We start from the raw sequence: 23,029 nt of genomic DNA, 5'->3' as shown, positions 1-23,029 counted from the left end.
CGTTGCAAAAGCGCCTGCATCTACTCACCTCCGCCCGAACCGGGATTATTAGAACGTCTTGTTGATGCCCACGCCGAATGTACGCGGCTGGGTGATGGCGGCACGGAAGAAATCGCCTGCTTCCTCGGAATTGAGGATGCCCCTGGTATCTCCCAGGTTGCGGACGAAGAAATTGATCTCCAACCCGTTCGCGGAGGTGAGGCCGGCTCGAAGGTCGATGGTTTCATAGGCTGGCAGCGTGAGCCGCTGCGTATCGAGAGCAAAGCCGCTGACGCGCTTGTCCTGCATCTGCAAGTTCACGCCGACATTCGCGTCCCAATTGCCGGAAACGGCGAAATTATAACTCGCGTCGATGCCCATCGCCCATTTCGGGACATAGGGAATAGGATCGCCGGCCTGGGCGCTGAGCGCCGGGGCCGCGTCGATCAGCCGTGCCTTTGTGTAGCCGGCATTGTAACGGACGACAAAGCCCGCGGTCGGGCGCAGCACCGCCTCGAGTTCGACACCCTCGCTGCGCGCCCGTCCGCCGTTGGAAAGGAGATTGAAGCCCGATACGAGCTGGGTCAGCTGGATATCGTCCCAGTCGATCCGGAACGCAGCGAGATTGACGGTAACCGCACCATTCGCCCACTGCGTCTTCAGACCCGCTTCATAATTCCAGACGCGATCGGGAAGGAACTGCGAGGCCAGACCCGGGGGGATCGCCACCGGCGGGAAATTACGCGGGCCGCCTGGACGATATCCGCTGGCGACACGCACATAGAGCATCTTGCTCGGCGCGAAGTGAAGCCGTGCATTGGCGAGATAGGTCGTCACCTTGTCGGACGAATGATTATCGACGACGCTCGTTCCGTTCGGGTTGGACGGGTTGCCGAAAACGCCCGAACGGCGGAACTGCACATCCTGCTCATTCTTGCTGTAGCGCGCCCCGAGCGTGATATCGAGGAGCGGAGAGACGATGTAGGTGATGTTGCCGAATGCGGCATATTCCCGGTAGTCGGAGAGCTGATTGTTCCGCAGGGCCCGCGCGAAGGGCGACGTCGACGACACGACGCCATTGGCATCGGTGACGCTCAAGCTTTGGAGATAGCCGCTGTCCTCGTGCGTATAGAAGCCCCCGATGACGAAGCTGAGCGGCTTGTCGGCGTCGGAGGCGAGCCTCACCTCCTCTGTGAACTTCTTCGTCGTCGACCTGGCATCGAACGTCAGCGGATCGGTGGTGCCCAGGAGCGGCTGGAAATCCGGCGAGGAGTCACGGCGATAAAGATTACGCGAATAGGCGTAGCTGGTAATCGAGGACAGGTTCAGCGATCCGATGTCGTACGACACCGTCCCGGAGACGATATGGAACCGCGACCTGGTGGGCTCGTCGACCAGCGCCTGTTGGGTGAGATCGCCGAAAACCGGCTTCGCATTCCGGTCGATCGTGGTGTAACCCGCGCCGTCGGCGCTGATATTCTGGTACAGGTAATTCAGCTTGAACGAGAGTGCATCGGTCGGCTGGAACAAGGCCGCCACGCGCCCGCTCGTGGTCCGGATATCGTTGACGTCCTTCTTGCCGCGGCCGACATTGTCGATCCAGCCCGCATCGCGGCGGTAGCTGCCCGATGCCCGGATAGCGAGCTTGCCCTCGACGACCGGTAGGTTGATGCGGCCGCCAAGCAGATAGGATTCGTCTCCCTTGGTCACCGAAGCCTGGGCGCGACCGCCAGCCTCCGCCTCTTCGAGGTTCGGCGCCCGGGTGACGAACTTGAGGAGGCCACCAAGCGTGTTGGCGCCATAGAGCGTGCCCTGCGGACCGCGCAGGATTTCGACGCGCTCAAGGTCATAGGGGTCGATATCGGGCGTGAGGAGCGCGCCGACCGAGAAAACGGTCGAGGAACCCACGGGCGTGTCGTCGATATAGATGCCAACGCTCGACCCAGCCTGGCTCGACCCGGAGCTGATACCGCGCAACACAAGCGAATTGCGGCCCGGGTAACCGGTCGGCTTGAGCGTGGCGCCGGGCGTGCTGCTCAAAATCTCGTTAAGCCGGCCAGCCCCCGCCTGCTCCAGAGCTTCACCGGAGACTGCCGAGACGGCGCTCGGGACCTGCTGCAGCGGCTCCGAGCGCTTGCTCGCGGTCACGACGATATCCTCGGGCAGCGCATCGTTTCTCGCCGTCTGGGCCGATGCCGGCACGGCGGTCAATGCGACGACGGCTGCGCCCAGGCTCAGGTGAAGACGGCCCTTGATCATACGAGTCATATGTTGCTCCCTTTCCCTTTATACGTTTTTACGTATCATAGTACTCAATGAGGTCAATATAGGAAATCTTTTGGCCCCCCTCGGCCATCATTGGGGCACGACACAGCCCGAAATTGAGGGGTTTTCAGACGGGCAACTTTCATGGATGATAGCTGACGATAGATTTCTTAAAGGAAATAATGCGTTGGCGGAGCGGAATGTGAAAGCGAAACGGGCTGCAAATCCCGAAAAAAACACGCGTAGCCAAGGCTCCGCTATCGCTTCGATCCTCAAGACATTGCGGACGCGTGCCGGTTTGACGACCAGCAAGCTCGCGGAGCGCAGCGACGTTTCGATGTCGACGATATCGAAGATCGAAAGCGGCCAGCTATCGCCAGGCTATGAGACGATCCTCCGATTGTCGCTGGGGCTGGAGGTCGACGTCGCCGAATTGTTCAACCCGTCGCCGCGCGGCCTGTCCAGCGGCCGGCGCGGCGTGACGCGGCGAGGTCAGGGGATGATCCTCGAGTCTCCGCGATATATCTACGAAGCGCTCGCCGCCGATGTATCGAACAAGGAATTTCTTCCGCTCTTCACGATCATCAAACCCGGCGGCCAGTTCGATCCGCTCGATATGCCCGCGCACGAGGGCGAAGAATTCGTCTATGTCTGCAGCGGCGAAGTCACGCTCCACAGCGAGCATTATGAGCCGCTGGTCCTCGAACCCGGCGACAGCGTCTATTTCGACAGCCGCGGCGGACATGTTCTCGTCGGCTCGGAAACCGAGGAAACGAGGATCCTGTGGATATGCTCGCATCGCGACGCGCTCCGCGTAGCCCATGATAGCGCGGAACCTTTCAGCTGAACCGCACCGGCCCCACGCGTTGACGATCCCGGCGGGCCCTGTCGCAATCGTGGCCCACCCTTTGCCGAACTTGTTTCGAAAAAAGAGGAAATGCGAAAATCCTTTTCAAACTTCCTGTCCCCGACGCGCATCATAGAGGCGGTTGCTCGCCGCATTGAGGCGGACGCTACAACCCACGGTGTTCATCTGTGGGTATTCGAAGCCAATGAGGCGGCTCTACGATTCTATCTTCGGTTGGGTGGCGAGGTCGTTGAACGCGATTCTTCGCAAATCCCAGCAGCGAGGGGAGCAACAATCCTGCGCGTCTTTTGGCGAGACATCGCCGCGCTGAGCGGTATCCGTGTCCTGAAGGCCGCCTTGCGGGAAGCTGCTGCTGGGTGCTGATTGCCTCTCTTTGCCAGGAGCGGTGATGAGCGAGGATATCGAGGTGGCGAGAGCGAGCACTCTCGTGAGTGGTCATATGAGTAATCATATGAGTAGTCAGATCGCTGTGGTTGCCGGGCGCCGCCGCTGGTCGGCGGACGAGAAGCTGTCCATTCTGCGCGAGACGTTTGGCTCCGGTGGCTCGATCAGCGCTACCTGCAAGCGGCACGCGATCGGCAGCGGACTCCTCTATACTTGGCGCCGGCAAGCACTGGCGGGCGATCTGACCGGAACGAAGCGCGCGTCGCCGCCGTCGTTTGCCGAAGTCGAGGTGTCGGTGCCGACCGTAGCGTTGATGGGAACCGGCCACATCGGGATCGAGCTCCCGTCGGGTGTGCGGCTCACCGTCGATGCGAGGGTTGATGCCGGGGCATTGGCTCGGGTGATGTCCATCCTTGTCCGATGATCCCGCTGTCGCCGTCGACCCGCATCTATCTCGCTTGCGGCGCCACCGATATGCGCAAGGGGTTCGACGGCCTCGCGGTGCTGGTGCAGCAGGTGCCGGAGAAGAGTCCGCACTCGGGGGCGCTGTTCGCGTTCCGCGGCAAGCGCGGCGATCTGGTCAAGTTGCTCTGGTATGACGGCCAGGGCCTGTGCCTCTTCTCGAAGCGCATGGATCGGGGCCGGCTCATCTGGCCGATCACCAAGACCGGCAAGGTCAGCCTTACCGCGGCGCAGCTTTCGATGCTGCTCGAAGGCATCGACTGGCGGCGTCCCGAGCGCACCGCGGCGCACTTGCTGGCGGGAAAAAAATGGCGGATAAATGCGGGTTTTACTGGCATCGCAGCGCCTGTATTGCTAGGTATACGGGGTGTCGGAACCAGCCTCTTCCCGCATCGACAAGGACGCTCGGATCGCCGAGCTAGAAGCCGCTCTCGCGGCCCGCGACACGCTGATCGATACCCTCCGTCACCAGCTCGCGCAGCTTCGCCGCATGACCTTCGGCCAGTCGTCGGAGAAGCTCGAGCTCGCCCTCGAGGAGCTCGAAGGCGAAGCCGAGGTTGCGGACAGCCGTACCGCCGACAGGACGCCCGTCCAGCGACCCGCGCCGGTGCGCGCGCTGCCCGATCATCTGCCGCGCGCCGAACGACGGATCGAGCCCGAGGCCGGCAACTGCACCTGTCCCGATTGCGGCGGCGCGCTGCGCCCGCTCGGGCAGGACAGCGACGAGCAGCTCAACGTCGCCCCGGTCCAGTGGCGCGCCATTCGAACCGTGCGGCCCAAGTATAGCTGCCGCGCCTGCGACAAGATCGTCCAGGCGCCGGCGAAGGCCATTGCACGCGGCAAGGCCAGCTTTGCCACGCTCGCCCATGTCGTCGTCCACAAGTTCGATCATCATCTCCCGCTTTACCGCCAGGCAGAGATGATGGCGGCGCAGGGCATCGACATCGATCGCTCGACCCTCGCCGGCTGGGCCGGCCAGGCCGCGCACCTGCTCGACCCCATCGTCAGCCGGATCCGCGAGGAAGGACTGAAGGCCGCCAAGCTGCACACCGACGACACGCCGGTGCCGATGCTCGTACCCGGCAAGGGCCGCACCGCGCAGGCGCGGTTCTGGGCCTATGTCGTCGATGACCGTGCATCGGGCGCCGCCATCCCAGCGCTCGCCTGGTATCGGTTCACGCCCGATCGCAGCGGCATCCCACAGCGCGAGCTCAAGGCATTCACCGGCCTTCTCCAGGCCGACGGTTATGCCGGATACGATAAGCTCTACCAGGGCAATCGCGTCCAGGAGGTCGCCTGCTGGGCCCACTTCCGGCGCAAGATCTTCGAGTGCCACCAGACAAGCCCGACCCCGCTCACCACGGATCTTCTGACACACATCTCCGGACTTTACCGGATCGAAGAGGACGTCCGCGGCCAGCCGCCTGATGTCCGGCGCCGACACCGGCAAGAGCAAGCAATGCCACAGATCGACGCGCTTCGCGGCGTGATCGACGACGCCCTGCGCCGCCTGTCGCCCAAGTCAGCGATGGCGAAGGCGCTCCTCTACGGCCGCAAGTGCTGGGACGCGCTGACCCGCTACATCGACGAGGGCATCGTGGAGATCGACAACAATATCGCCGAGCGCGCCATCCGATCGATCGCGATCGGGCGCAAGAACTGGCTGTTCGCCGGATCAAAGGCCGGCGGCGAACGCGCCGCCGCCATCTACTCCGTCATCGAGACCGCCAAGCTCAATGGCGTCGAGCCGCAGGCCTATATCGCCGATGTCATGCAGCGCATTGCCGACGATTGGCCTGCCTCGCGATGGGACGAGCTGATGCCGTGGAGATGGAAGCCGACCGGCAAAGAGTTGGTCTCGATGGCGGCGTAGTGGATCGTCCCTGCGGGCACCAGTTTCATATAAACATCTGTCAGACAGAGGACTTTTCTAGATGGTGGAGCAAACCAGAACTCAAGAGCACGTACCTCAGCTAGCTGTCGAAGGCCCCGAAGATTTTGCAACCATTCGCTCGGCCCATTTCAATGACATAGAGATGCTGAATTCAATCGGAATCAGCTTGTATCTTACTAATTTTGGGGAATACTGGACTGAGGCCGGTCTACGCGCTTTCGCCGAGAAGCAATTCGATCCAGATGAAATTGCGCGCGACATGGAAACCGGATCGGCGAGCTTTTATATCGTCGAGTCCGGAGGGGCCGCCATCGGTTTTGCGAAGACCAAGCCATCGCAGTTGCTGCCGGGTTCCAAATTGACAGGCACACTACTTGAAAAGCTATATCTTCAGCCGACGCATACCGGAAAGGGGATCGGTCAGTTCGTGCTCGCATTCCTTTTGGAACAAGCCAGGGAGAAACAGGCTCAGTTGATCTGGTTGGACGTTTTGAAACCAAATCATAGGGCCCAACGAGCATATGAAAAGAGTGGATTCCGAATAGTCGGTGAAGTGCCGTTCGACACCGATATTCAGAAAATCGGGTTTTATGTGATGGCCCTGGAGTTATAGACGCAACCGCCGCAACAAAACACAAGGCGGTCACCACGCCACGCTTACGCTGAGCGGATGACACTGGTTGCAGGTCTGTCTGCCTGCAGGCGTTGACTGCCGGACTTGACCGCTTCTAGGTGTTTAGTCCCGGCATCCGGCGGCGGCCTCTTGTCGCAGTCCATCCAGATGATCGCTCCACCACTGTGCCATTATTACCCGTTCTTTCCAGTGAGCACCGCGATGATAAGCTGCCCGGACCTTGTCACCGTCTCCATGTGCGAGCGCTCGCTCGATGGCATCGGGCGTCCATATCCCCTCCTCGTTAAGCAAGGTGCTCGCCATCGCCCGGAAACCATGCGCCGTCATGTCGTCGCCTGAATATCCGAGCCGGCGCAGTGCAGCATTGAGAGTATTGTCGGACATAGGACGCCGTCGCGTGCGGATCGATGGAAAAGCATATCCGCTTGTCCCCGAAAGCGATTGCAGCGATTTGAAAAGTTCGACAGCCTGACGCGACAGAGGCACATGATGAGGCTTTCGCATCTTCATCCTTTCCGCGGGGATAATCCAAAGCGCTGCATCGAGATCGATTTCGCCCCATTGCGCTTGCCGCAACTCGCCCGGGCGGACAAAAACATGCGGCGCGATCTTCAAAGCGATCTTGGTTACGGCATGACCGTCATAGCCATCGATCGCGAGGAGCAACTCGCCTGCTTTCTTGGGATCAGTGATCGCCCCATAGTGCGTGACTTTTGGCGTCAAGAGCGCGCCGCGCAGATCTCGCGTCGGGTCCGAAGGCAACCGGGCAGTCGCAACCGCGTAGCGGAACACGCTGCTTGCGAGCTGCAACGTACGCCGCGCGCTTTCGAGATTGCCCCTCTCCTCGATCCTCCGAACAGCGGCGAGCACGTCAGCAGGTCCGATTTCGGCAACAGGCACGCGACCAATCGAGATAGCGAGTTGCGATAGAAGATACTCGCTCCTCGTCGCTGTGGCGCTAGCCCAGGCACGCTCGCCATCGCGCCGCCGCTTGCGGCAATATTCGTCAGCGATAGAGCCAAATGTATTGGCGGCCTCGATTCGAGCACGCGCCTTCTCGCGTTGCTTTTCGAGAGAAGGGTCCCTCCCATCCGCGATCAGGCGACGCGCATCGTCACGGCGCCGGCGGGCCTCGCTCAGGCCGATTTCGGGGTAGTTGCCCAATCCAAGCTTTTTCTCGCGACCATCAACCCGATATTTCAACCGCCACAACTTACCGCCGCTAGGCTGAACCAGCAAAAAGAGTCCGAGCGAATCACCCATCTTATATGGCTTCTCGCGCGGTTTAGCGTTCCGGATCGCGATGTCAGAAAGTGCCATCCTTTCAAAGACCTCTCTTCAAAGTGGCCCCCACGATGGGGGCCACTCGAATTGAGCCTGTAACCGTGGCCCCTAAAGTGGCCCCCAAACCAGCCCGGCTGGCGCCGGAAGCGGCCGGATGTCGTCGGAGAACGAAAGAGAATATACTGCAGTTTACTGCGGTTTTCAAAGGCAAGGTCGGACGTTGTCGGATGAAAACTTGGAGCGGGTAGCGGGAATCGAACCCGCCTAGCTAGCTTGGAAGGCTAGAGCATTACCACTATGCTATACCCGCATTCCCAAGGTCGGCGGCGATTGCCATTTTGCCCCAGTTTCGTCAAGCGCTTCGTCGAGCGCGCCATTGAGAACATCATGGCAACATGTTAAAGATGCGCCGTGCAAGACGGCGACGATCATGGATCCGACGACGGCGCGGACGCCCCGGTCCGCAAGATCATCCATGTCGATATGGATGCCTTTTATGCCTCGGTCGAACAGCGCGACGATCCGTCGCTGCGGGGCAAGCCTGTGGCGGTCGGCGGCTCGTCGCGGCGCGGCGTCGTTGCCGCCGCCAGCTATGAAGCCCGCAAGTTCGGCGTTCGCTCGGCGATGCCCAGCATCACCGCGAAGCGCCAGTGCCCCGGCCTCATCTTCGTGCCCCCGCGCTTCGAGGTTTATCGCGACATCTCGCACCAGATCCGCGCGATCTTCCGCGACTATGCCGACGAGGTCGAACCACTGTCGCTCGACGAAGCCTATCTCGACGTCAGCGCCGACAAGGCCGGGCTCGGCAGCGCGACCGCAGCGGCAAAGCTGATCCGCCAGCGCATCCGCGCCGAAACCGGCCTCACCGCCTCCGCCGGCGTCTCGTACAATAAATTTATCGCGAAACTCGCCTCGGACCAAAACAAACCCGACGGCATCACGATCATCCCGCCCGGCAAGGGCGCCGCCTTCGTCCAGACACTCTCGATCCGCCGCTTTCATGGGATCGGCCCGGTAACCGCGGCGAAGATGGAGGGGCTCGGCGTTTTTTCGGGCGCCGATCTTGCGGACAAGGATCCGATGTGGCTTGCCGAGCACTTCGGCAACAGCGCCGAATGGCTCTTCAACCTCGCGCGCGGGATCGACCATCGCCGCGTCAAGTCGAACCGTCCGCTGAAATCGCTCGGCGGCGAACGGACCTTCTTCAACGACCTGATCACCGACACCGAAATCCGCGAGGCGCTTGCGCATGTCTGCACCGTCGTGTGGGACCGGGCGGCGAAAAAGGGCGCGCGCGGCCGCACGGTGACGCTCAAGCTGCGCTACGCCGATTTCCGCACGATCACGCGGGCCAAATCGGTCGCCGCGCCGATCCTCGACGGCAATTCGCTGCTCGCCGCGGGCGAAGCCATATTGGCGCCTCTGCTCCCCACCGAACAAGGAATCCGCCTGCTCGGCGTCACGCTGAGCAAGTTCGAAGGCGAGGAGGATGACGAGGAGGACGCCGCCGCCGCGACGACAATCGATCTTTTGAGTCTGCTCGGACAATAGTTACCACGCGCTCTCACCTGGATCCGGCCAAATTGGTTGGTGATCGCTTTGACAAGAGCAGATTTGGCCAGCTAGACTAATATCCATTAATGGAATGACTGTGGGGGCAGTTATGTGGCGCAAGCAAGGGTCTACATTCCATCGTCGGACAAGCCAATATCCGCACCGGCGATGGTTCATCGCCGCGATCTGCCCCATAATATTGTTTCCAGGCACGGCGTCCGCCGCAGCCCCTCTCCCGCCAGCGGCGGCCGACTTTTTCCAGGAAATGAAAAAGAAGCTTTGGCCGGATCAGAACGATGTGGCCATCCCTCGTAAAAAGAAGAGCATAAACGCTGGATATTACAGGCTTCTCATTCACAAGAAGCCTTCGATCGACGATATCCAGAATTGCAACAGCATATTCGAGAAGCTTCCGGACTATAAGTTTCTGCACACGCTGTTCGAGACGAAATACGAGGCCGGGATGGCCGCCATCTTGCCGCTCGGAAAATCCGAAGACGGCCAGGAAATGACCGCGGAGGTCAATCTTTTCCACTGGAAGCGATCGGGCAAGAAAGCATGCCGCTTCGAAATTTCCTATTTCGACCAAGCGAACGACCGATATGCCGGTCCATGGATCGCTATCGATCATCGCACGCCGCAGGCAATCGCAGCCGAGATTAAATTTCGGCCCTGGGTGGTCGTTTCCGAAAATGAAGAGCGAAAGGCCGCCTTCTGGACGGGTATATCAGCCTTCGCCAACCTGCTCGGTCCGGTCGGCAATCTGTTCTTCGGCGACACGCAAAGCGACAAATACTCTATCCGCTCGCAAGCCGAACTGAGTCTGTTCGGAAATAGCCAGCCGGTTCTTACCGGTGCCACAGCGGCCGGGGATCCCTACACATTCTCGCGGCCGCTTGTCGTCAAGCCGGCTGATTCCGACATTGCGACCAGCTTCCTCCCCAAGAAATTTCCCTGGTCGTGGTCCGCGCCGGGCGGGAATGCGGCAGCCCAATATGCCAGTTTCGAATTTAGCTTGGAATATCAAGGCAGCCTGCTGTCGGGCAACCGCGAATATCCAAATTTGTCGGATGCCGCCGATCTTGCATCCATATTGGATGCCACGATCCCAGCGGGAATGAAGGAAGGCGCCGGAAAAAGTTGGAAACAACTGGGCGGTGCATTCAAGAATCTGGCTGAGCAGAGCAATAACGCAGGGAATGCAGCGGGTTTCGACGCCGCATGCGCACCGGCATTCATCCAGTTGACGAACATGGGCGTCTCTTCGGACGATGCACGCATCATCCTGTTCGCCCATGCCCGCAATTCGGCGGTCGCCGCCGACATAGCCAACATCAAATGCCTGACGACCCGCGAAGCCATCGATACGCTCGAACGCTTTTCGATACCCTTCGACATCTATCAACCGATCAAGGACAAAGCCCCGCTGATGACAGCCGCGGGCGACAGCCAGCAGTTCGTGATCGGAGCGAATAAGACCGCCCTACCGGCATATGTCGCCGGCGGCGTAACCATATATGACATGGACAATATTCTGAAGGCGAAGCTGGGTGACGCCGTTGTCGGAAACAAGGGTATTGTCGCCACCCGTGCGCAATTTGCCGGTCTGATGAACGCTATTCCCGCCCTGTCGGTGGCGCGCTGCCGGGCCGTGACGCTCGCCGGCGGGAACGCCGATTTTGCCTTTCCCGACACGCCCGCCGGCGACACTCCCGTCGACGGGGTCGCAGTCCACCTTGGCTTGATGAGCGAGGGTCGTGTCGTTGTGATCGCGCTTGGATTTGCCGGGCAACTGATTGCGCCGGGCCAAGCTAACCCGAAACCCGTACTGAGCCATTTCTGGATCGGTCCGCCCACCGAGGTCGGCGCCACCAACTGGGAGAAAATCCGTACCAAATTGGCGGCACTGAAAAATGGCGACGGCTGTGACCGCCCCAATTTCCAGACGATCGTCAATCCGCCGGTTCCGGTTCAGCTTCCGACGAGTAATGCCGTGGTCGAAACGCCCGCGGCAGCAGCCGGCTGAATGGACGCCCGCTTCGGTCCCGGCGTCAATCGGCCGGAGCGAAGCGCCGCTCCTTGGTCGCCGTAAACCGGATCGACGGATGTCGCTGGGTCACATAGCCGACTTCCCACGCATCCTTCGCCATGAACACCGGCGCACCGTCGCGGTCGGTGGCGCTGGCGCCGCGATGGTCGGCCTGGAACGCTTTCAGCGCGGCGGCATCGTCGCTCGCGATCCAGCGCGCGGTGTCCCAAGGCGACTGCTCGAGCTTCGCCTCGACCTTATATTCGGCATCGAGACGGCTGATCAGCACTTCGAGCTGCAGCTGGCCGACGACCCCGACGACCATATTCGACCCGATTTCGGGGTAGAAGACCTGGATGATCCCCTCCTCGGCCATGTCGTCGAGCGCTTTCCTCAGCTGCTTGGTCTTCGTCGGATCGACCAGCGCGACGCGGCGCAGCAGTTCGGGGGCGAAGTTCGGCAGCCCGGTGATCGTGATGTCGGTGCGTTCGGACAGCGTGTCGCCGACGCGCAGCGTGCCGTGGTTCGGAATGCCGATGATGTCGCCGGGGAACGCCTCTTCGGCCATTTCACGGTCCTGCGCGAGGAACAGCATCGGACGGCTGATCGCGATCGCCTTGCCCGTCCCGCCCTGCATCAGCCGCATCCCGCGCTCGAACTTGCCCGAGCACAGGCGCATGAAGGCGATGCGGTCGCGGTGCGCGGGGTTCATATTCGCCTGCACCTTGAACACAAAGCCGGTCACCGCGTCATCGCCCGGCTGCACCGGCGCGGGTTCGGCGGGCTGCGGCTGCGGCCCCGGCGCATGGTTGGCGAGCGCCGAAAGCAGGTCGATGACGCCGAATTCCTTGAGCGCCGATCCGAAATAGACCGGGGTCAGATCGCCAGCGCGGTAAGCGGAGGCATCGAAGGGCGCATAACAGGCCGACGCCAGCTCGGTCTCTTCCTTGAGGTGCGCCAGCCCGCGCTCCGAAAGCTCCCCAGCCAGCGCGGGGTCGTCGAGTCCCGCAACCTTCGCGCGGTGGCCTTCATACATGCGCGACGCGTCGCCGCCCGGACGCATGATCGCCGGATCGACGAGATCATAGATCCCCTCGAACTGCCCACCCATGCCCGCGGGCCAGTTCATCGGGCACACGTCGAGCGCGAGCCGGTCGGCGACCTCGTCGAGCAGTTCGAACGGCGGCAGGCCTTCGCGGTCGACCTTGTTGATGAAGGTGATGATCGGCACCGAGCGCAGGCGGCACACCTCGAACAGCTTCAGCGTCTGCGGCTCGATGCCCTTCGCGGCGTCGATCACCATCACCGCGCTGTCGACCGCGGTCAGCGTACGATAAGTATCCTCGCTGAAATCCTCGTGCCCCGGTGTGTCGAGCAGGTTGAAGACGAGCCCCTGATGTTCGAAGGTCATAACCGACGAGGTCACCGAAATCCCGCGCTGCTGTTCGATCTTCATCCAGTCGGATCGCGCGCGCCGCGCCTGTCCGCGTGCCTTGACCTCGCCCGCGATATGGATCGCGCCGCCCGCGACGAGCAATTTCTCGGTCAGCGTCGTCTTACCCGCGTCGGGATGCGAGATGATGGCGAAGGTACGGCGGTCGGGATGCTTGGACATGGCGCGGGCGCCTAGCAGGTGGCGCGACCTGTGGAAAGGGGCTGGCGTCCGCGCCCCGGCGGACGCATGATCGGTTCATGCGAACCCTGCTCCTCGCCGCCGCCCTGATCGCCGCCCCTGCCGCGGCGCAGGATTCCCCCTTTGTCGGTGAATATAGCCTTGCCGAAGGCCCCGATGTCGGCGGCGGACTGCTGATCCGCAATGACGGCCGCTTCCAGTATATGCTCGCCGCGGGCGCGCTCGACGAGCAGGCCGAGGGGCGCTGGGAAGTGCGCGATGGCATGGTCTGCCTGACCACCGATCCCAGGCCGGTGCCGCCTGCGATGGAGAAAGGCGCGTTGATCGAGGTCGAGGGCACCGTCCCCACCTTGCTCGTCACCTGGCCCAATGGCAAAGGCATCCCCGGGGTCGATTTCACGATCGGCTTCGACAGCGGGGACCCGGCCGAAGATTACACGCAGGTTTACGGCTGGACGATGCCCGAGGACGATCAGCGCACCCCGCGCGGGATCGAGGTTCGCGCGCCGATCTATGGCATCACCGCGCCGCGTTTCGAACTCACCGAAGCCGACGGCGGCAAGCTGCGCGTGATCATCGTTCCGAACGATATGGGTGTCGTGAATTTCGAGGGCGCCTGCGCGGAGAAGACCGAGCGTGGGCTGACGCTTCATCGCGCCGAGGGCGACATGCGGTTTCGGCGGCTGGACGGAGAGTAACGACCGCTTTGGGGCGGGGAGCTGCCATCCCTCTTTCCGTTCGTGTCGAGCGAAGTCGAGACACCCATCGGCGCCACGCCTAGCCCGAGGGGCATCTCGACTTCGCTCGATGCGAACGGGGTTAGAAAAACGGACGGCAACTAATGGTCGAAAGCAGACGCCCCTCGTCGCGCCCTTCCCTCTTGCACTCGCCCTGCAAATGAGTCACATCTTTACGTGAACGTAAAGGTAAAGCACCCGCGAGAGGATTCTTCCCCATGACCCTTCCGACCTTCGACACGATCAAGCTCGAACTCGCCGACCATGTCGCGACGATCACGCTCAACCGCCCCGACCGGCTGAATTCGATGCCGCCCGCGATGGCCGACGACATTCGCGAAGCGCTCGATCATCTGCCGGGCCTCGGCGCGCGCGCGCTGCTGATCACCGGCGAAGGGCGCGGCTTTTGTTCGGGCGCCGATCTGGCGGGCGATCGTTCGGGTGGCGGCGCGGTCAGCGGCGGGGCGCGGAGCCGCAACGCGCTGCGCGGTCATTACAATCCGATGCTGCTCGCGCTCGCGAACCTCGACATCCCCGTCGTCACCGCGGTGAATGGACCCGCGGCGGGCGTCGGGTGTAGCTTCGCGCTGTCGGGCGATTTCACCATCGCGGGCAAGAGCGCCTATTTCCTCCAGGCCTTCGTCAACATCGGCCTCGTCCCCGACGGTGGCTCGTCGTGGCTGCTGCCGCGCCTGATCGGTGTGCCGCGCGCGCTGCAGATGATGATGCTGGGCGAGAAGATCGGCGGCGAACAGGCCGCTGACTGGGGCATGATCTATAAATGCGTCGACGATGCCGACCTGATCACTGAGGCCAAGGCGCTCGCTGCCCGCCTCGCCAATGGCCCGACGATCGCGCTCGGGACGATGCGCAAGGTGCTCCGCGACGGCCTGTCGCAGGATTATTCAACCACGCTCGACGCCGAAGCCAAGGGCCAGTTTATCGCCGGCGGCACCGCCGACGCGATGGAAGGCATCATGGCCTTCCAGCAGAAGCGCAAGACCGAGTTCAAGGGCAAGTAAGCCCGCCCATAGTGCGCCCCGGCGAAAGCCGGGGTCCAGGACCAACCATGAAATGGGCCCCGGCTTTCGCCGGGGAGCACGGCCTCTACTCCGCGGCCTCCTCGACCATCACCTTCTTGTAGATGCTCGTGCGCGGATAGGAGCAGAGGCGCATCACCATCGGCTCGAAAAACTCGAGCGGCTCGCTGTCGTAATCGGGGTCGAACGCCGGCGCGTCATATTTCTCGCAGAATTCGGCGCACGCCGCATAATAAGGGCTATCCTTGAACTGGTCGCGCATGTCGCGGTCGAGCCCGAGATAGTGGAAGAAATAATGGCCCTGGAATACGCCATGATGCTGGACGATCCACAGATTTTCCTCTGACAGGAAGGGCTTGAGGATCGCCGCCGCGACGTCGGGATGATTGAACGCGCCCAGCGTGTCGCCAATGTCGTGGAGCAGCGCCATCACGACATATTCCTCGTCGCGGCCATCCCTGTGCGCGCGCGTCGCGGTCTGCAGGCAATGTTCGAGCCGGTCGACCGGAAAGCCGCCATAATCGCCGCCGAGCAGTTTCAGATGGTCGAGGATGCGCTTGCCATTGTTCGGCGCGAACTCCTTTTGCTCGCGCGCGATAATGTCCCAATCTTCCTGCGTTCCGTCGATCATCGACCGGAAAGTGGCGTGATCGTGCGTCATCTCGTTCATGGCAGCCTCTCCTATTTTGACGGAGAGACTATCCTATTCGTTGTTATTTGCAACGTTATAGGTCCTGACCTCCGCCTGCGTCAGGCAGCGGCGCGTCGATTTGTCGTCGGCGTTCGCCAGCGCTTTCTGCTGATACATCACCTCGGTCAACAGCTTGCGCGAGACACCCATGCGGATCAGGAAATCATTATCCTCGCTCGCGAGCAGCGCGGCATCCTGTTCGATGTCGCCGATCAGTTCCTTGGTCGCGTCGGTGCCCATCGCGACGCTCATGTCGATCGCGCTGCGGTCGCCGGTGCGCGTGAACATATGGACGATAAACAGCCCGCCCGGATCGATCACGCGCGGCTGGCCGCCCATGAAGATGAAATTGCACGCGCTGAAACAGGCCCAGCCCGCCGGGATGCGCGTCGTGAGGCCAAAGTTCGAGCGGATGATCCGCCCCGCGGCATTGCCCGCGCGCGCGTCGCCGCCGGGCGAGCGCAGCCACACTTCGCTCACGTCGGGATTGGCGGCGAGCGCGGCTTTCAGCCGGTCGGGCAGCCCCGCATCAATCCGCCCCTCGGCGAGCAGCACCTTGCCGTTCTTTTTGGCGACAGGCGTCAGCTTCATCGTCGGGTTCGCCGACCAGTCGGGGGTCAGCGGGCAGGTCGGGTTCGCCGGGTCGATCGCCGGCTTAGCGGCACCGGTCAGGCAGGCGATCAGCCCCGCCGCCGCCGCAACGCGAAACGCTTTACGCCGCGAGGACATAGCGCGCCTGACCGGGGCCCTTGCACATCCGTTTCGACACGCGCGTTTCCTCGCCCTCGACGATCACGATGTCGGTGACGCTCATGCATTGCGAGCCATCGGCGAGTTCGTTCTTCGCGGCGATGGTCGAGGATCCGCTGACATTCTCACGCGTTTCGCTCGTCCAGTTCGCGGTCGCGCCGACCTCTTCGCCGCGCGTCACCTCCTCGGTCGCCGCCGCCGCCTGCACCTGCTCGGCCGGGTCGAGACGGCAGGCTATCGCGTCGGTGAGCGTCCCGCTGACCTCCGAAATCGGCACATAGCTGTAGACGCCGGCCTTGCTCGCCGCGCTGCCGATCGCCTCGTTGAGCACACCGCCCAAAATGCTCCGGCCCGCACTGCTGCCCTTCTTGCCCTTGGGACAGCCGCCCTTGCCCTCTTCGCTCGGTTTCGGCGCGGGGGTCGTCACCTTGCGAAGCAGGCTTCCGAACTGCGCCTGTGCGGGCGCGACGGCCAGCAGGCACGCCGCGAGCACCGCGGGGGTCGCCAATATTTTACGCATCATCGCAATCACCCTTGCCGCGCCCGATGCCGGGCCACCATGCGACCTTTATAGGGGTGGTTCATGCCACCCGCTGTGATTTTCATCAACTCTGCAACTTATGTCATCCAGACAGGTTGAATTAAGGCTGAATATGTCACAGTAACGCCCCATGCTTTCGCAAAAAACCCGCTATACGATCCGCGCGTTCCAGCATCTTGCCGACCATTGGGGCAAGGGGCAGGTGCAGCTCGCGGATATTGCGGAGGCGCAGAATATCCCGCCCAAATTCCTGACCGTGATCCTGTCCGAAATGGCGCGCGAGGGGCTGCTCATTTCGCAGCGCGGGCGCGACGGCGGCTATCAGCTCGCCCTCCCCCCGATCGACATCAGCTATGGCGATCTCGTCCGGCTGACGCGCGGCTCGCTCGCGCTCGTCCCGTGCGCGGCGCGCAACGCGCACGAACATTGCAAGAATTGCCTGCCCGAATCCGAATGCCGGCTGCGCAGCCTGATGTTGAAAGTCCGCGACGACACCGCGTCGATCCTCGACCGCATCACCCTCGCCGACCCGATCGCGCTCGAGCCCGTGTTCGACAAGGAAGAAGCGGCCGAATAGCCACCCGCCCGCCGCGCAACAAAAAAGGCCCGCTTTCGCGGGCCTTTCTTTGAATGGCGACGCCTGACTAGATCACAGCCTCCGGGAAACGGCGACTGTTGCTCAGGCAACAGCCCGGATCCCGGCGCCCTGAGGCGTTTGCCTCCTTGTCAGGGGTGACAATAGCATCGCTGGCTATTCTCGTCGAAATCACAGCCGGGCAGGCAAAATTTCGGGCCATCCAACTGCACAGGAGTACTAATGGCCGGCGCGGAAGCATAAACGGCAGGCGTGGCCGCGGAACTGAAGGTGACCAATGCGCCGAACAGGATCGGTACGATGAACTTTCGCTGCATATCGTTGCTCCTAACTTGCCCTAATCCGTCAGGTTTCTGACAGGTCGATCTCAGCAGCTTTTCCGAATGATTACAATAGAGGGGCCGAAACACTTTATCGATGCTTCCAGTGCGCGAAACACCAGCTTGGCAAGCGAGCACAGCGTCGCGAAAATGAGAGCGTTAGGCCAGCTTGCGGAATCGGGTCGCTGACTTTCAAATACCGGAGAGGGGGCCCTGTCGCAGCGCAGCGCAACAAAAAAGGCCCGCTTTCGCGGGCCTTTTTTGTAATGGTGGAGCCTAGCGGGATCGAACCGCTGACCTCCTGCATGCCATGCAGGCGCTCTCCCAGCTGAGCTAAGGCCCCGTACCATTTCATCGTGTCGCCCTCGCCAATATGCTTGACTGCTGCGACCGGGACGCCGCCTTTAGCAGCGCCGCCGAGTGATGCAAGGGGCCAAATGCATCTTGCGATGCCTTTTTGACCCCTCGCCGAAAAAATCAGGTTTCGACGTCCTCGTCGTCGCCCGTCGCAACGCCCAGATCGTCGTCGCCGCCGAGGTCGACGTCATTGTCGGGCGAATCGCTGTCCTCGTCGACATCGACGTCCAGATCCAGATCCTCGTCGACGCCTTCTTCCTTGGCGACCTTGCCGGGCTTTTCGATCTGCTCGAACGGCATCGGCTGCTTCGATTTCAGCACCGATTCCGGAATCCAGTTGTAACCGCAATTGATGCAGTTCACCGGATCGTCCTTGGTCAAATCATAGAATCGGGTTGCGCATTTCGGGCAGCTACGCTTCGTGCCCCATTCAGCCTTGATCATATATGCCTCGTAACCCTTTGGAAACAGGATAGAAATATCGGAAGAGCGACGGGGCTTGAATAGCTATCCGTCAAATCGGCGTGCGCCTTGCCAGATTGCAAGGCCGCTGTCAAAAGCCGCACGCCATGACCGATCAAACCGCCACGCCGCGCAGCTTTTCCGCTTCCGTTCCGCTCAAAGGTAGGATCGCGATTCCGGGGGACAAGAGCATCTCGCACCGCTCACTGATGCTCTCCGCGCTCGCCGTCGGCGAAAGCCGCGTCACCGGTCTGCTCGAGGGGCATGACGTGCTGGCCACCGCCGCCGCGATGCGCGCGATGGGCGCGACGATCGAGCGGCAGGACGACGGCGAATGGCGCATCCACGGCGTCGGTGTCGGTGGCCTCCTCCAGCCGCAGGGAGCGCTCGACATGGGCAACAGCGGCACCTCGACCCGCCTGCTCATGGGCCTCGTCGCGAGCCATCCGATCACCACGACCTTCATCGGCGATGCCAGCCTGTCGGGCCGCCCGATGGGCCGCGTCATCGATCCGCTCAGCCAGATGGGCGCCGACATCAGCGCTTCCCCCGGCGGCCGCCTGCCGTTGATGGTGCGCGGCCTTGCGCCGGCCATCCCCCTTTCCTACCGCCTGCCGATGGCTTCGGCGCAGGTGAAGAGCGCGGTGCTGCTCGCCGGTCTCAACACGCCGGGCGTTACCGAAGTGATCGAGCCCGTGCCGACCCGCGACCATAGCGAACGCATGCTCAAGGGCTTCGGTGCCGACCTGACCGTCGAATTGGGCGCTGATGGCACGCGCCAAATCCGCATCCGCGGCGAGGCCGAGCTGAAGCCGCAGACGATCGTCGTTCCGGGCGACCCTTCGTCGGCCGCCTTCTTCATCGTCGCCGCGCTCCTCGTTCCGGGGTCGGACGTCACCATCGCCAATGTCGGCCTCAATCCGACCCGCGCCGGGCTGGTCGAGGTTCTGCAACAGATGGGCGGCAACATCGAACTGCTCGATGCTCGCGAGGTGGGCGGCGAACCCGTCGCCGACCTCCGCGTCCGCCACAGCGCGCTCAAAGGCATCGCCGTCGACCCCGCCATCGTGCCGAGCATGGTCGACGAATTTCCGATCCTCTTCGTCGCAGCAGCACTCGCCGAAGGCCGCACCGTCACGACCGGGCTCGACGAACTGCGCGTCAAGGAAAGCGACCGCATCGCGGTGATGGCGACCGGGCTCAAGGCGATCGGCGCGCGCGTCGAAGAAACCGAGGACGGGCTGATCATCGACGGCACCGGCGGCGACCCGCTTCCCGGCGGCGCCACCATCGCCGGCCACCTCGACCACCGCATCTGCATGAGCTTCGCCGTCGCCGGTCTGGCCAGCAAGGCGCCGGTGACGATCGACGACATCGCCCCCGTCGCGACCAGCTTCCCCAATTTCGAGCAACTGCTCGCCGGGCTTCAGCAATGATCATCGCCGTCGACGGCCCCACCGCATCGGGCAAGGGCACGATCGCCAAGGGGCTGGCTGCTCATTTCGGCCTGCCCGTGCTCGACACCGGCCTGCTCTATCGCGCGGTCGGTTACCAGACGCAGCTCAACCACGGCGACCCAGACAGTGCCGTCGACGCTCTCGCCGCGTGCGATTTTCCGGACAGCCTGCTCGATGACCCCGCGCTGCGCTTCGAGAGCACAGGCAGCCTCGCCAGCCGCGCGTCGGTTCACCCCGGGGTCCGCGCTGCATTATTCCAGCGTCAGGTCGATTTTGCCAACCAACCGGGCGGGGCGGTGCTCGACGGGCGCGATATCGGCACGGTCATCGCGCCGCACGCCGACGCGAAGCTGTTCGTCACCGCCAGCCCCGAAGAACGCGCGCGCCGCCGCCATGCCGAAATGCGCGGACGCGGCGTCGATGTGACGTATGACGCCGTGCTCGCCGATGTCCACGCCCGCGACGCGCGCGACACCGGCCGCGCCGATGCCCCCCTGATGTGCGCGCCCGACGCGATGCTGCTCGACAACACCGACATGGACCGCGACGCCGCGCTCGCCGCCGCGATCGCCTTCGTCGAAGAGCGCCGGAAGGCGTGCGGCTAAAACGGGCTTTTCGCCTTGCTTCCGTAGGGCCTGAAGACTATATGCGCGCCGTCCGACGGGCTTTTTAGCAGGTCGAGGCATGGTCAAACCGTCGCTCGAAACCGAGTGTCGGGCGTGAGGGGATGCACCCGTCGCGCCCATTTTGCTTTGCCCATGGCTTGCCCGCTAATGTTCGAAGGATGCTGTGTCCTGCATCCGGCAGGCATGGCAGATCGGCCATTAAGACCAGCGGATCCAACCGCTTGGCCGGAACAAATGAAGTAAGGAAACACAACTATGGCCACTACGGCTTTCCCGACGCGCGACGATTTCGCCGCGATGCTCGATGAATCGCTTGGTGGTGCCGACGGCGGCTTTGAAGGCCGCGTCGTCAAGGGCACCGTGACCGCGATCGAAAACGACCTGGCAGTGATCGACATCGGCCTGAAGAGCGAAGGCCGCGTGCCGCTTCGCGAATTCGCGATGCCGGGCCAGAAGGCCGACATCAATGTCGGTGACGAAGTCGAAGTCTATGTCGACCGCGTCGAAAACGCCAATGGCGAAACCATGCTGTCGCGCGACCGTGCTCGCCGCGAAGCCGCCTGGGACCGCCTCGAAGAAGAATTCAACAAGGAAGCCCGCGTCGAAGGCGTCATCTTCGGCCGCGTCAAGGGCGGCTTCACCGTCGACCTCGGCGGCGCCGTGGCGTTCCTTCCCGGTTCGCAGGTCGACATCCGCCCCGTGCGCGACGTCGGCCCGCTCATGGACCTGCCGCAGCCCTTCCAGATCCTCAAGATGGATCGCCGCCGCGGCAACATCGTCGTGTCGCGCCGCGCCATCCTCGAAGAAACGCGCGCCGAACAGCGCTCGGGCCTGATCCAGAACCTCGAAGAAGGCCAGATCATCGAAGGCGCCGTCAAGAACATCACCGACTATGGTGCGTTCGTCGACCTCGGCGGCATCGACGGCCTGCTCCATGTCACCGACATGAGCTACAAGCGCGTCAACCACCCGAGCGAAGTCATCAACATCGGTGACAATGTCCGCGTCCAGATCATCCGCATCAACCGCGACACGCAGCGCATCAGCCTCGGCATGAAGCAGCTCGAAAGCGATCCGTGGGAAGGCGTCGCCGCCAAGTACCCCGTCGGTGCGAAGCTGTCGGGCACGGTCACGAACATCACCGATTATGGTGCGTTCGTCGAACTCGAAGCCGGCATCGAAGGCCTGGTCCACGTCAGCGAAATGTCGTGGGTCAAGAAGAACGTCCACCCCGGCAAGATCGTTTCGACCAGCCAGGAAGTCGACGTCATCGTCCTCGAAGTCGACAGCGACAAGCGCCGCATCTCGCTCGGCCTCAAGCAGGCTCAGTCGAACCCCTGGGGCGCATTCGCCGAAACCCACCCGGTGGGCTCGGTCGTCGAAGGCGAAGTCAAGAACGCGACCGAATTCGGTCTGTTCGTCGGCCTGCCGGGCGACGTCGACGGCATGGTTCACATGTCGGACATCGCTTGGGGCATCTCGGGCGAAGAAGCACTGCACCTCCACCGCAAGGGCGAGGCCGTGCAGGTCGTCGTTCTCGACGTCGACGTCGAGAAGGAACGCATCAGCCTCGGCATCAAGCAGCTTGAAAAGGGTGCTCCGGCCGTTGGCGGCGGCACCGCCGCTGCCGGTTCGGTGAAGAAGAACGACGTCATCACCGTCACCGTCCTCGAAGTCCGCGACAACGGCCTCGAAGTCCAGGCTGGCGAAGATGGCGCCACCGGCTTCATCAAGCGCGCCGACCTTGGCCGCGACCGCGACGAACAGCGCGCCGAACGTTACCAGGTCGGCCAGAAGTTCGATGCGATGGTCATCGGCTTCGACCGTTCGAAAAAGCCGAACTTCTCGGTCAAGGCGATGCAGATCGCCGAAGAGAAGGAAGCCGTCGCGCAGTACGGTTCGTCGGACTCGGGTGCGTCGCTCGGCGACATCCTCGGCGAGGCGCTGAAGGCCGGCAAGAAGGATTAATTTCCTCCTTCCGCCGTCAGGCGAAACAAAGGCCCGCAGAGTGTCCCTCTGCGGGCCTTTTTCGTGTCGCGATATATTTTGATCAAACAAGGATTCGTGATACCTTCTCCGCGCGTTGGGAGGGGTCTCACGCACAATTGACCGGCAACGACCGGGACCCGCTTCGGCGGGGAATGCGTGACTGTATATTAGGGGAAGCACATGATCCGGTCAGAACTGGTTCAAAAGATCGCGAGCGAAAACAGCGATTTGCGGGTCGATGAGGTCGAGCGCATCGTCGACACTTTCTTCGATTCCATCGTCGATCAGCTCGCTTCGGGCGGGCGTGTCGAACTGCGTGGCTTCGGCGCCTTCTCCACCCGGTCGCGCGAATCGCGCACCGGCCGCAACCCCCGGACGGGCGCGGCGGTCGACGTGAAGGCGAAAAACGTGCCCTATTTCAAACCGGGCAAGGAAATGCGCGAACGCCTGAACGGCTAAAACCGGGCGCCGCGCCGCG

General features: G+C 62.5%; 22 protein-coding genes, 2 tRNA genes and 1 pseudogene. 15 read left to right on the top strand and 10 right to left on the bottom strand.

The window, feature by feature from the left end; genetic code table 11:
• Nucleotides 1-48 precede the first annotated feature (48 nt).
• The gene (locus V8J55_RS20875; protein WP_336447484.1) at nt 49-2,247 is read right to left on the bottom strand and encodes a TonB-dependent receptor; all 2,199 of its coding nucleotides are present in this window, start codon (nt 2,245-2,247) and stop codon (nt 49-51) included.
• 145 nt (nt 2,248-2,392) lie between these two features.
• Here V8J55_RS20875 and V8J55_RS20870 point away from each other — a divergent pair, with 145 nt between their 5' ends.
• From V8J55_RS20870 to V8J55_RS20845, 6 genes and pseudogenes are all read left to right on the top strand, one after another.
• Entirely contained in the window at nt 2,393-3,091 is a 699-nt protein-coding gene (locus tag V8J55_RS20870; protein WP_336447483.1) for a helix-turn-helix domain-containing protein, read from the top strand.
• A gap of 90 nt (nt 3,092-3,181) precedes the next feature.
• Nucleotides 3,182-3,475 carry a hypothetical protein gene (locus tag V8J55_RS20865; RefSeq protein WP_336447482.1) on the top strand — a complete coding sequence of 98 codons (294 nt, stop codon included), beginning with the start codon at nt 3,182-3,184 and terminating at the stop codon, nt 3,473-3,475.
• A gap of 25 nt (nt 3,476-3,500) precedes the next feature.
• Entirely contained in the window at nt 3,501-3,920 is a 420-nt protein-coding gene (gene tnpA / locus V8J55_RS20860; protein WP_336447481.1) for an IS66-like element accessory protein TnpA, read from the top strand.
• Nucleotides 3,917-4,261, top strand: a pseudogene (gene tnpB, locus V8J55_RS20855) (IS66 family insertion sequence element accessory protein TnpB); the annotation flags it as partial. The gene tnpA and the pseudogene tnpB, both read left to right, overlap by 4 nt.
• 64 nt (nt 4,262-4,325) lie before the next feature.
• On the top strand, nt 4,326-5,831 hold the full coding sequence (gene tnpC / locus V8J55_RS20850) for an IS66 family transposase (RefSeq protein ID WP_336447480.1): 1,506 nt from the start codon (nt 4,326-4,328) through the stop codon (nt 5,829-5,831).
• Between the two features lie 61 nt (nt 5,832-5,892).
• On the top strand, nt 5,893-6,465 hold the full coding sequence (locus V8J55_RS20845) for a GNAT family N-acetyltransferase (protein ID WP_336447479.1): 573 nt from the start codon (nt 5,893-5,895) through the stop codon (nt 6,463-6,465).
• Nucleotides 6,466-6,588: 123 nt separating this feature from the next.
• Here the strand turns inward: V8J55_RS20845 and V8J55_RS20840 are convergent, their stop codons facing one another.
• Both V8J55_RS20840 and V8J55_RS20835 read right to left on the bottom strand, forming a co-directional pair.
• Complete coding sequence (locus V8J55_RS20840; protein ID WP_336447478.1) at nt 6,589-7,806, bottom strand: tyrosine-type recombinase/integrase; 1,218 nt, start codon at nt 7,804-7,806, stop codon at nt 6,589-6,591.
• Between the two features lie 200 nt (nt 7,807-8,006).
• Nucleotides 8,007-8,080 (bottom strand) — tRNA-Gly (locus tag V8J55_RS20835).
• 101 nt (nt 8,081-8,181) lie between these two features.
• Here V8J55_RS20835 and dinB point away from each other — a divergent pair.
• Together dinB and V8J55_RS20825 are read left to right on the top strand one after the other, a co-directional pair.
• Nucleotides 8,182-9,321: a DNA polymerase IV gene (gene dinB, locus V8J55_RS20830; protein WP_336447477.1), complete on the top strand. Its 1,140-nt coding sequence runs from the start codon at nt 8,182-8,184 to the stop codon at nt 9,319-9,321.
• A gap of 268 nt (nt 9,322-9,589) precedes the next feature.
• The gene (locus tag V8J55_RS20825) at nt 9,590-11,350 is read left to right on the top strand and encodes a hypothetical protein (protein ID WP_336447476.1); all 1,761 of its coding nucleotides are present in this window, start codon (nt 9,590-9,592) and stop codon (nt 11,348-11,350) included.
• A 25-nt stretch (nt 11,351-11,375) separates the two neighbouring features.
• Here the strand turns inward: V8J55_RS20825 and V8J55_RS20820 are convergent, their stop codons facing one another.
• Entirely contained in the window at nt 11,376-12,968 is a 1,593-nt protein-coding gene (locus V8J55_RS20820; protein WP_336447475.1) for a peptide chain release factor 3, read from the bottom strand.
• A gap of 77 nt (nt 12,969-13,045) precedes the next feature.
• Between V8J55_RS20820 and V8J55_RS20815 the strand changes: the two genes are divergently transcribed.
• On the top strand, nt 13,046-13,684 hold the full coding sequence (locus V8J55_RS20815) for a hypothetical protein (protein WP_336447474.1): 639 nt from the start codon (nt 13,046-13,048) through the stop codon (nt 13,682-13,684).
• Nucleotides 13,685-13,941: 257 nt separating this feature from the next.
• Complete coding sequence (locus V8J55_RS20810; RefSeq protein WP_336447473.1) at nt 13,942-14,745, top strand: enoyl-CoA hydratase-related protein; 804 nt, start codon at nt 13,942-13,944, stop codon at nt 14,743-14,745.
• An 85-nt stretch (nt 14,746-14,830) separates the two neighbouring features.
• Here V8J55_RS20810 and V8J55_RS20805 read toward each other — a convergent pair whose 3' ends face one another.
• From V8J55_RS20805 to V8J55_RS20795, 3 genes are read right to left on the bottom strand one after another with little or no spacing between them, the layout of a single operon-like run.
• Entirely contained in the window at nt 14,831-15,433 is a 603-nt protein-coding gene (locus tag V8J55_RS20805) for an HD domain-containing protein (protein WP_336447472.1), read from the bottom strand.
• Nucleotides 15,434-15,466: 33 nt separating this feature from the next.
• Nucleotides 15,467-16,183, bottom strand: a complete 717-nt coding sequence (locus V8J55_RS20800) for a hypothetical protein (RefSeq protein ID WP_336447471.1) — start codon at nt 16,181-16,183, stop codon at nt 15,467-15,469.
• Nucleotides 16,167-16,724, bottom strand: a complete 558-nt coding sequence (locus tag V8J55_RS20795) for a hypothetical protein (RefSeq protein WP_336447470.1) — start codon at nt 16,722-16,724, stop codon at nt 16,167-16,169. The genes V8J55_RS20800 and V8J55_RS20795 overlap by 17 nt, the downstream gene beginning before the upstream one ends.
• Nucleotides 16,725-16,875: 151 nt before the next feature.
• Between V8J55_RS20795 and V8J55_RS20790 the strand changes: the two genes are divergently transcribed.
• Nucleotides 16,876-17,322 (top strand): RrF2 family transcriptional regulator, encoded by a 447-nt coding sequence (locus V8J55_RS20790; RefSeq protein ID WP_037511473.1) that lies wholly within the window; start codon nt 16,876-16,878, stop codon nt 17,320-17,322.
• Between the two features lie 149 nt (nt 17,323-17,471).
• Here V8J55_RS20790 and V8J55_RS20785 read toward each other — a convergent pair whose 3' ends face one another.
• From V8J55_RS20785 to V8J55_RS20775, 3 genes are all read right to left on the bottom strand, one after another.
• The gene (locus tag V8J55_RS20785; RefSeq protein WP_336447469.1) at nt 17,472-17,657 is read right to left on the bottom strand and encodes a hypothetical protein; all 186 of its coding nucleotides are present in this window, start codon (nt 17,655-17,657) and stop codon (nt 17,472-17,474) included.
• Between the two features lie 270 nt (nt 17,658-17,927).
• Nucleotides 17,928-18,003, bottom strand: a tRNA-Ala gene (locus V8J55_RS20780).
• A gap of 134 nt (nt 18,004-18,137) precedes the next feature.
• On the bottom strand, nt 18,138-18,461 hold the full coding sequence (locus tag V8J55_RS20775) for a TIGR02300 family protein (protein ID WP_037511471.1): 324 nt from the start codon (nt 18,459-18,461) through the stop codon (nt 18,138-18,140).
• 125 nt (nt 18,462-18,586) lie between these two features.
• Between V8J55_RS20775 and aroA the strand changes: the two genes are divergently transcribed.
• From aroA to V8J55_RS20755, 4 genes are all read left to right on the top strand, one after another.
• Entirely contained in the window at nt 18,587-19,915 is a 1,329-nt protein-coding gene (aroA, locus tag V8J55_RS20770; protein ID WP_336447468.1) for a 3-phosphoshikimate 1-carboxyvinyltransferase, read from the top strand.
• Nucleotides 19,912-20,541 carry a (d)CMP kinase gene (locus V8J55_RS20765; protein ID WP_336447467.1) on the top strand — a complete coding sequence of 210 codons (630 nt, stop codon included), beginning with the start codon at nt 19,912-19,914 and terminating at the stop codon, nt 20,539-20,541. The genes aroA and V8J55_RS20765 overlap by 4 nt, the downstream gene beginning before the upstream one ends.
• A gap of 276 nt (nt 20,542-20,817) precedes the next feature.
• Nucleotides 20,818-22,530: a 30S ribosomal protein S1 gene (gene rpsA, locus V8J55_RS20760; RefSeq protein WP_037511462.1), complete on the top strand. Its 1,713-nt coding sequence runs from the start codon at nt 20,818-20,820 to the stop codon at nt 22,528-22,530.
• Nucleotides 22,531-22,731: 201 nt separating this feature from the next.
• A complete protein-coding gene (locus V8J55_RS20755; RefSeq protein ID WP_037511459.1) occupies nt 22,732-23,010 on the top strand; it encodes an integration host factor subunit beta in 279 nt (92 codons plus the stop codon).
• The last annotated feature ends 19 nt before the right edge of the window (nt 23,011-23,029 follow it).

The sequence above is a fragment of the Sphingopyxis sp. CCNWLW2 genome, assembly GCF_037095755.1.
GTDB lineage: Bacteria > Pseudomonadota > Alphaproteobacteria > Sphingomonadales > Sphingomonadaceae > Sphingopyxis.
This window is presented reverse-complemented; position numbering and strand designations above follow the sequence as displayed.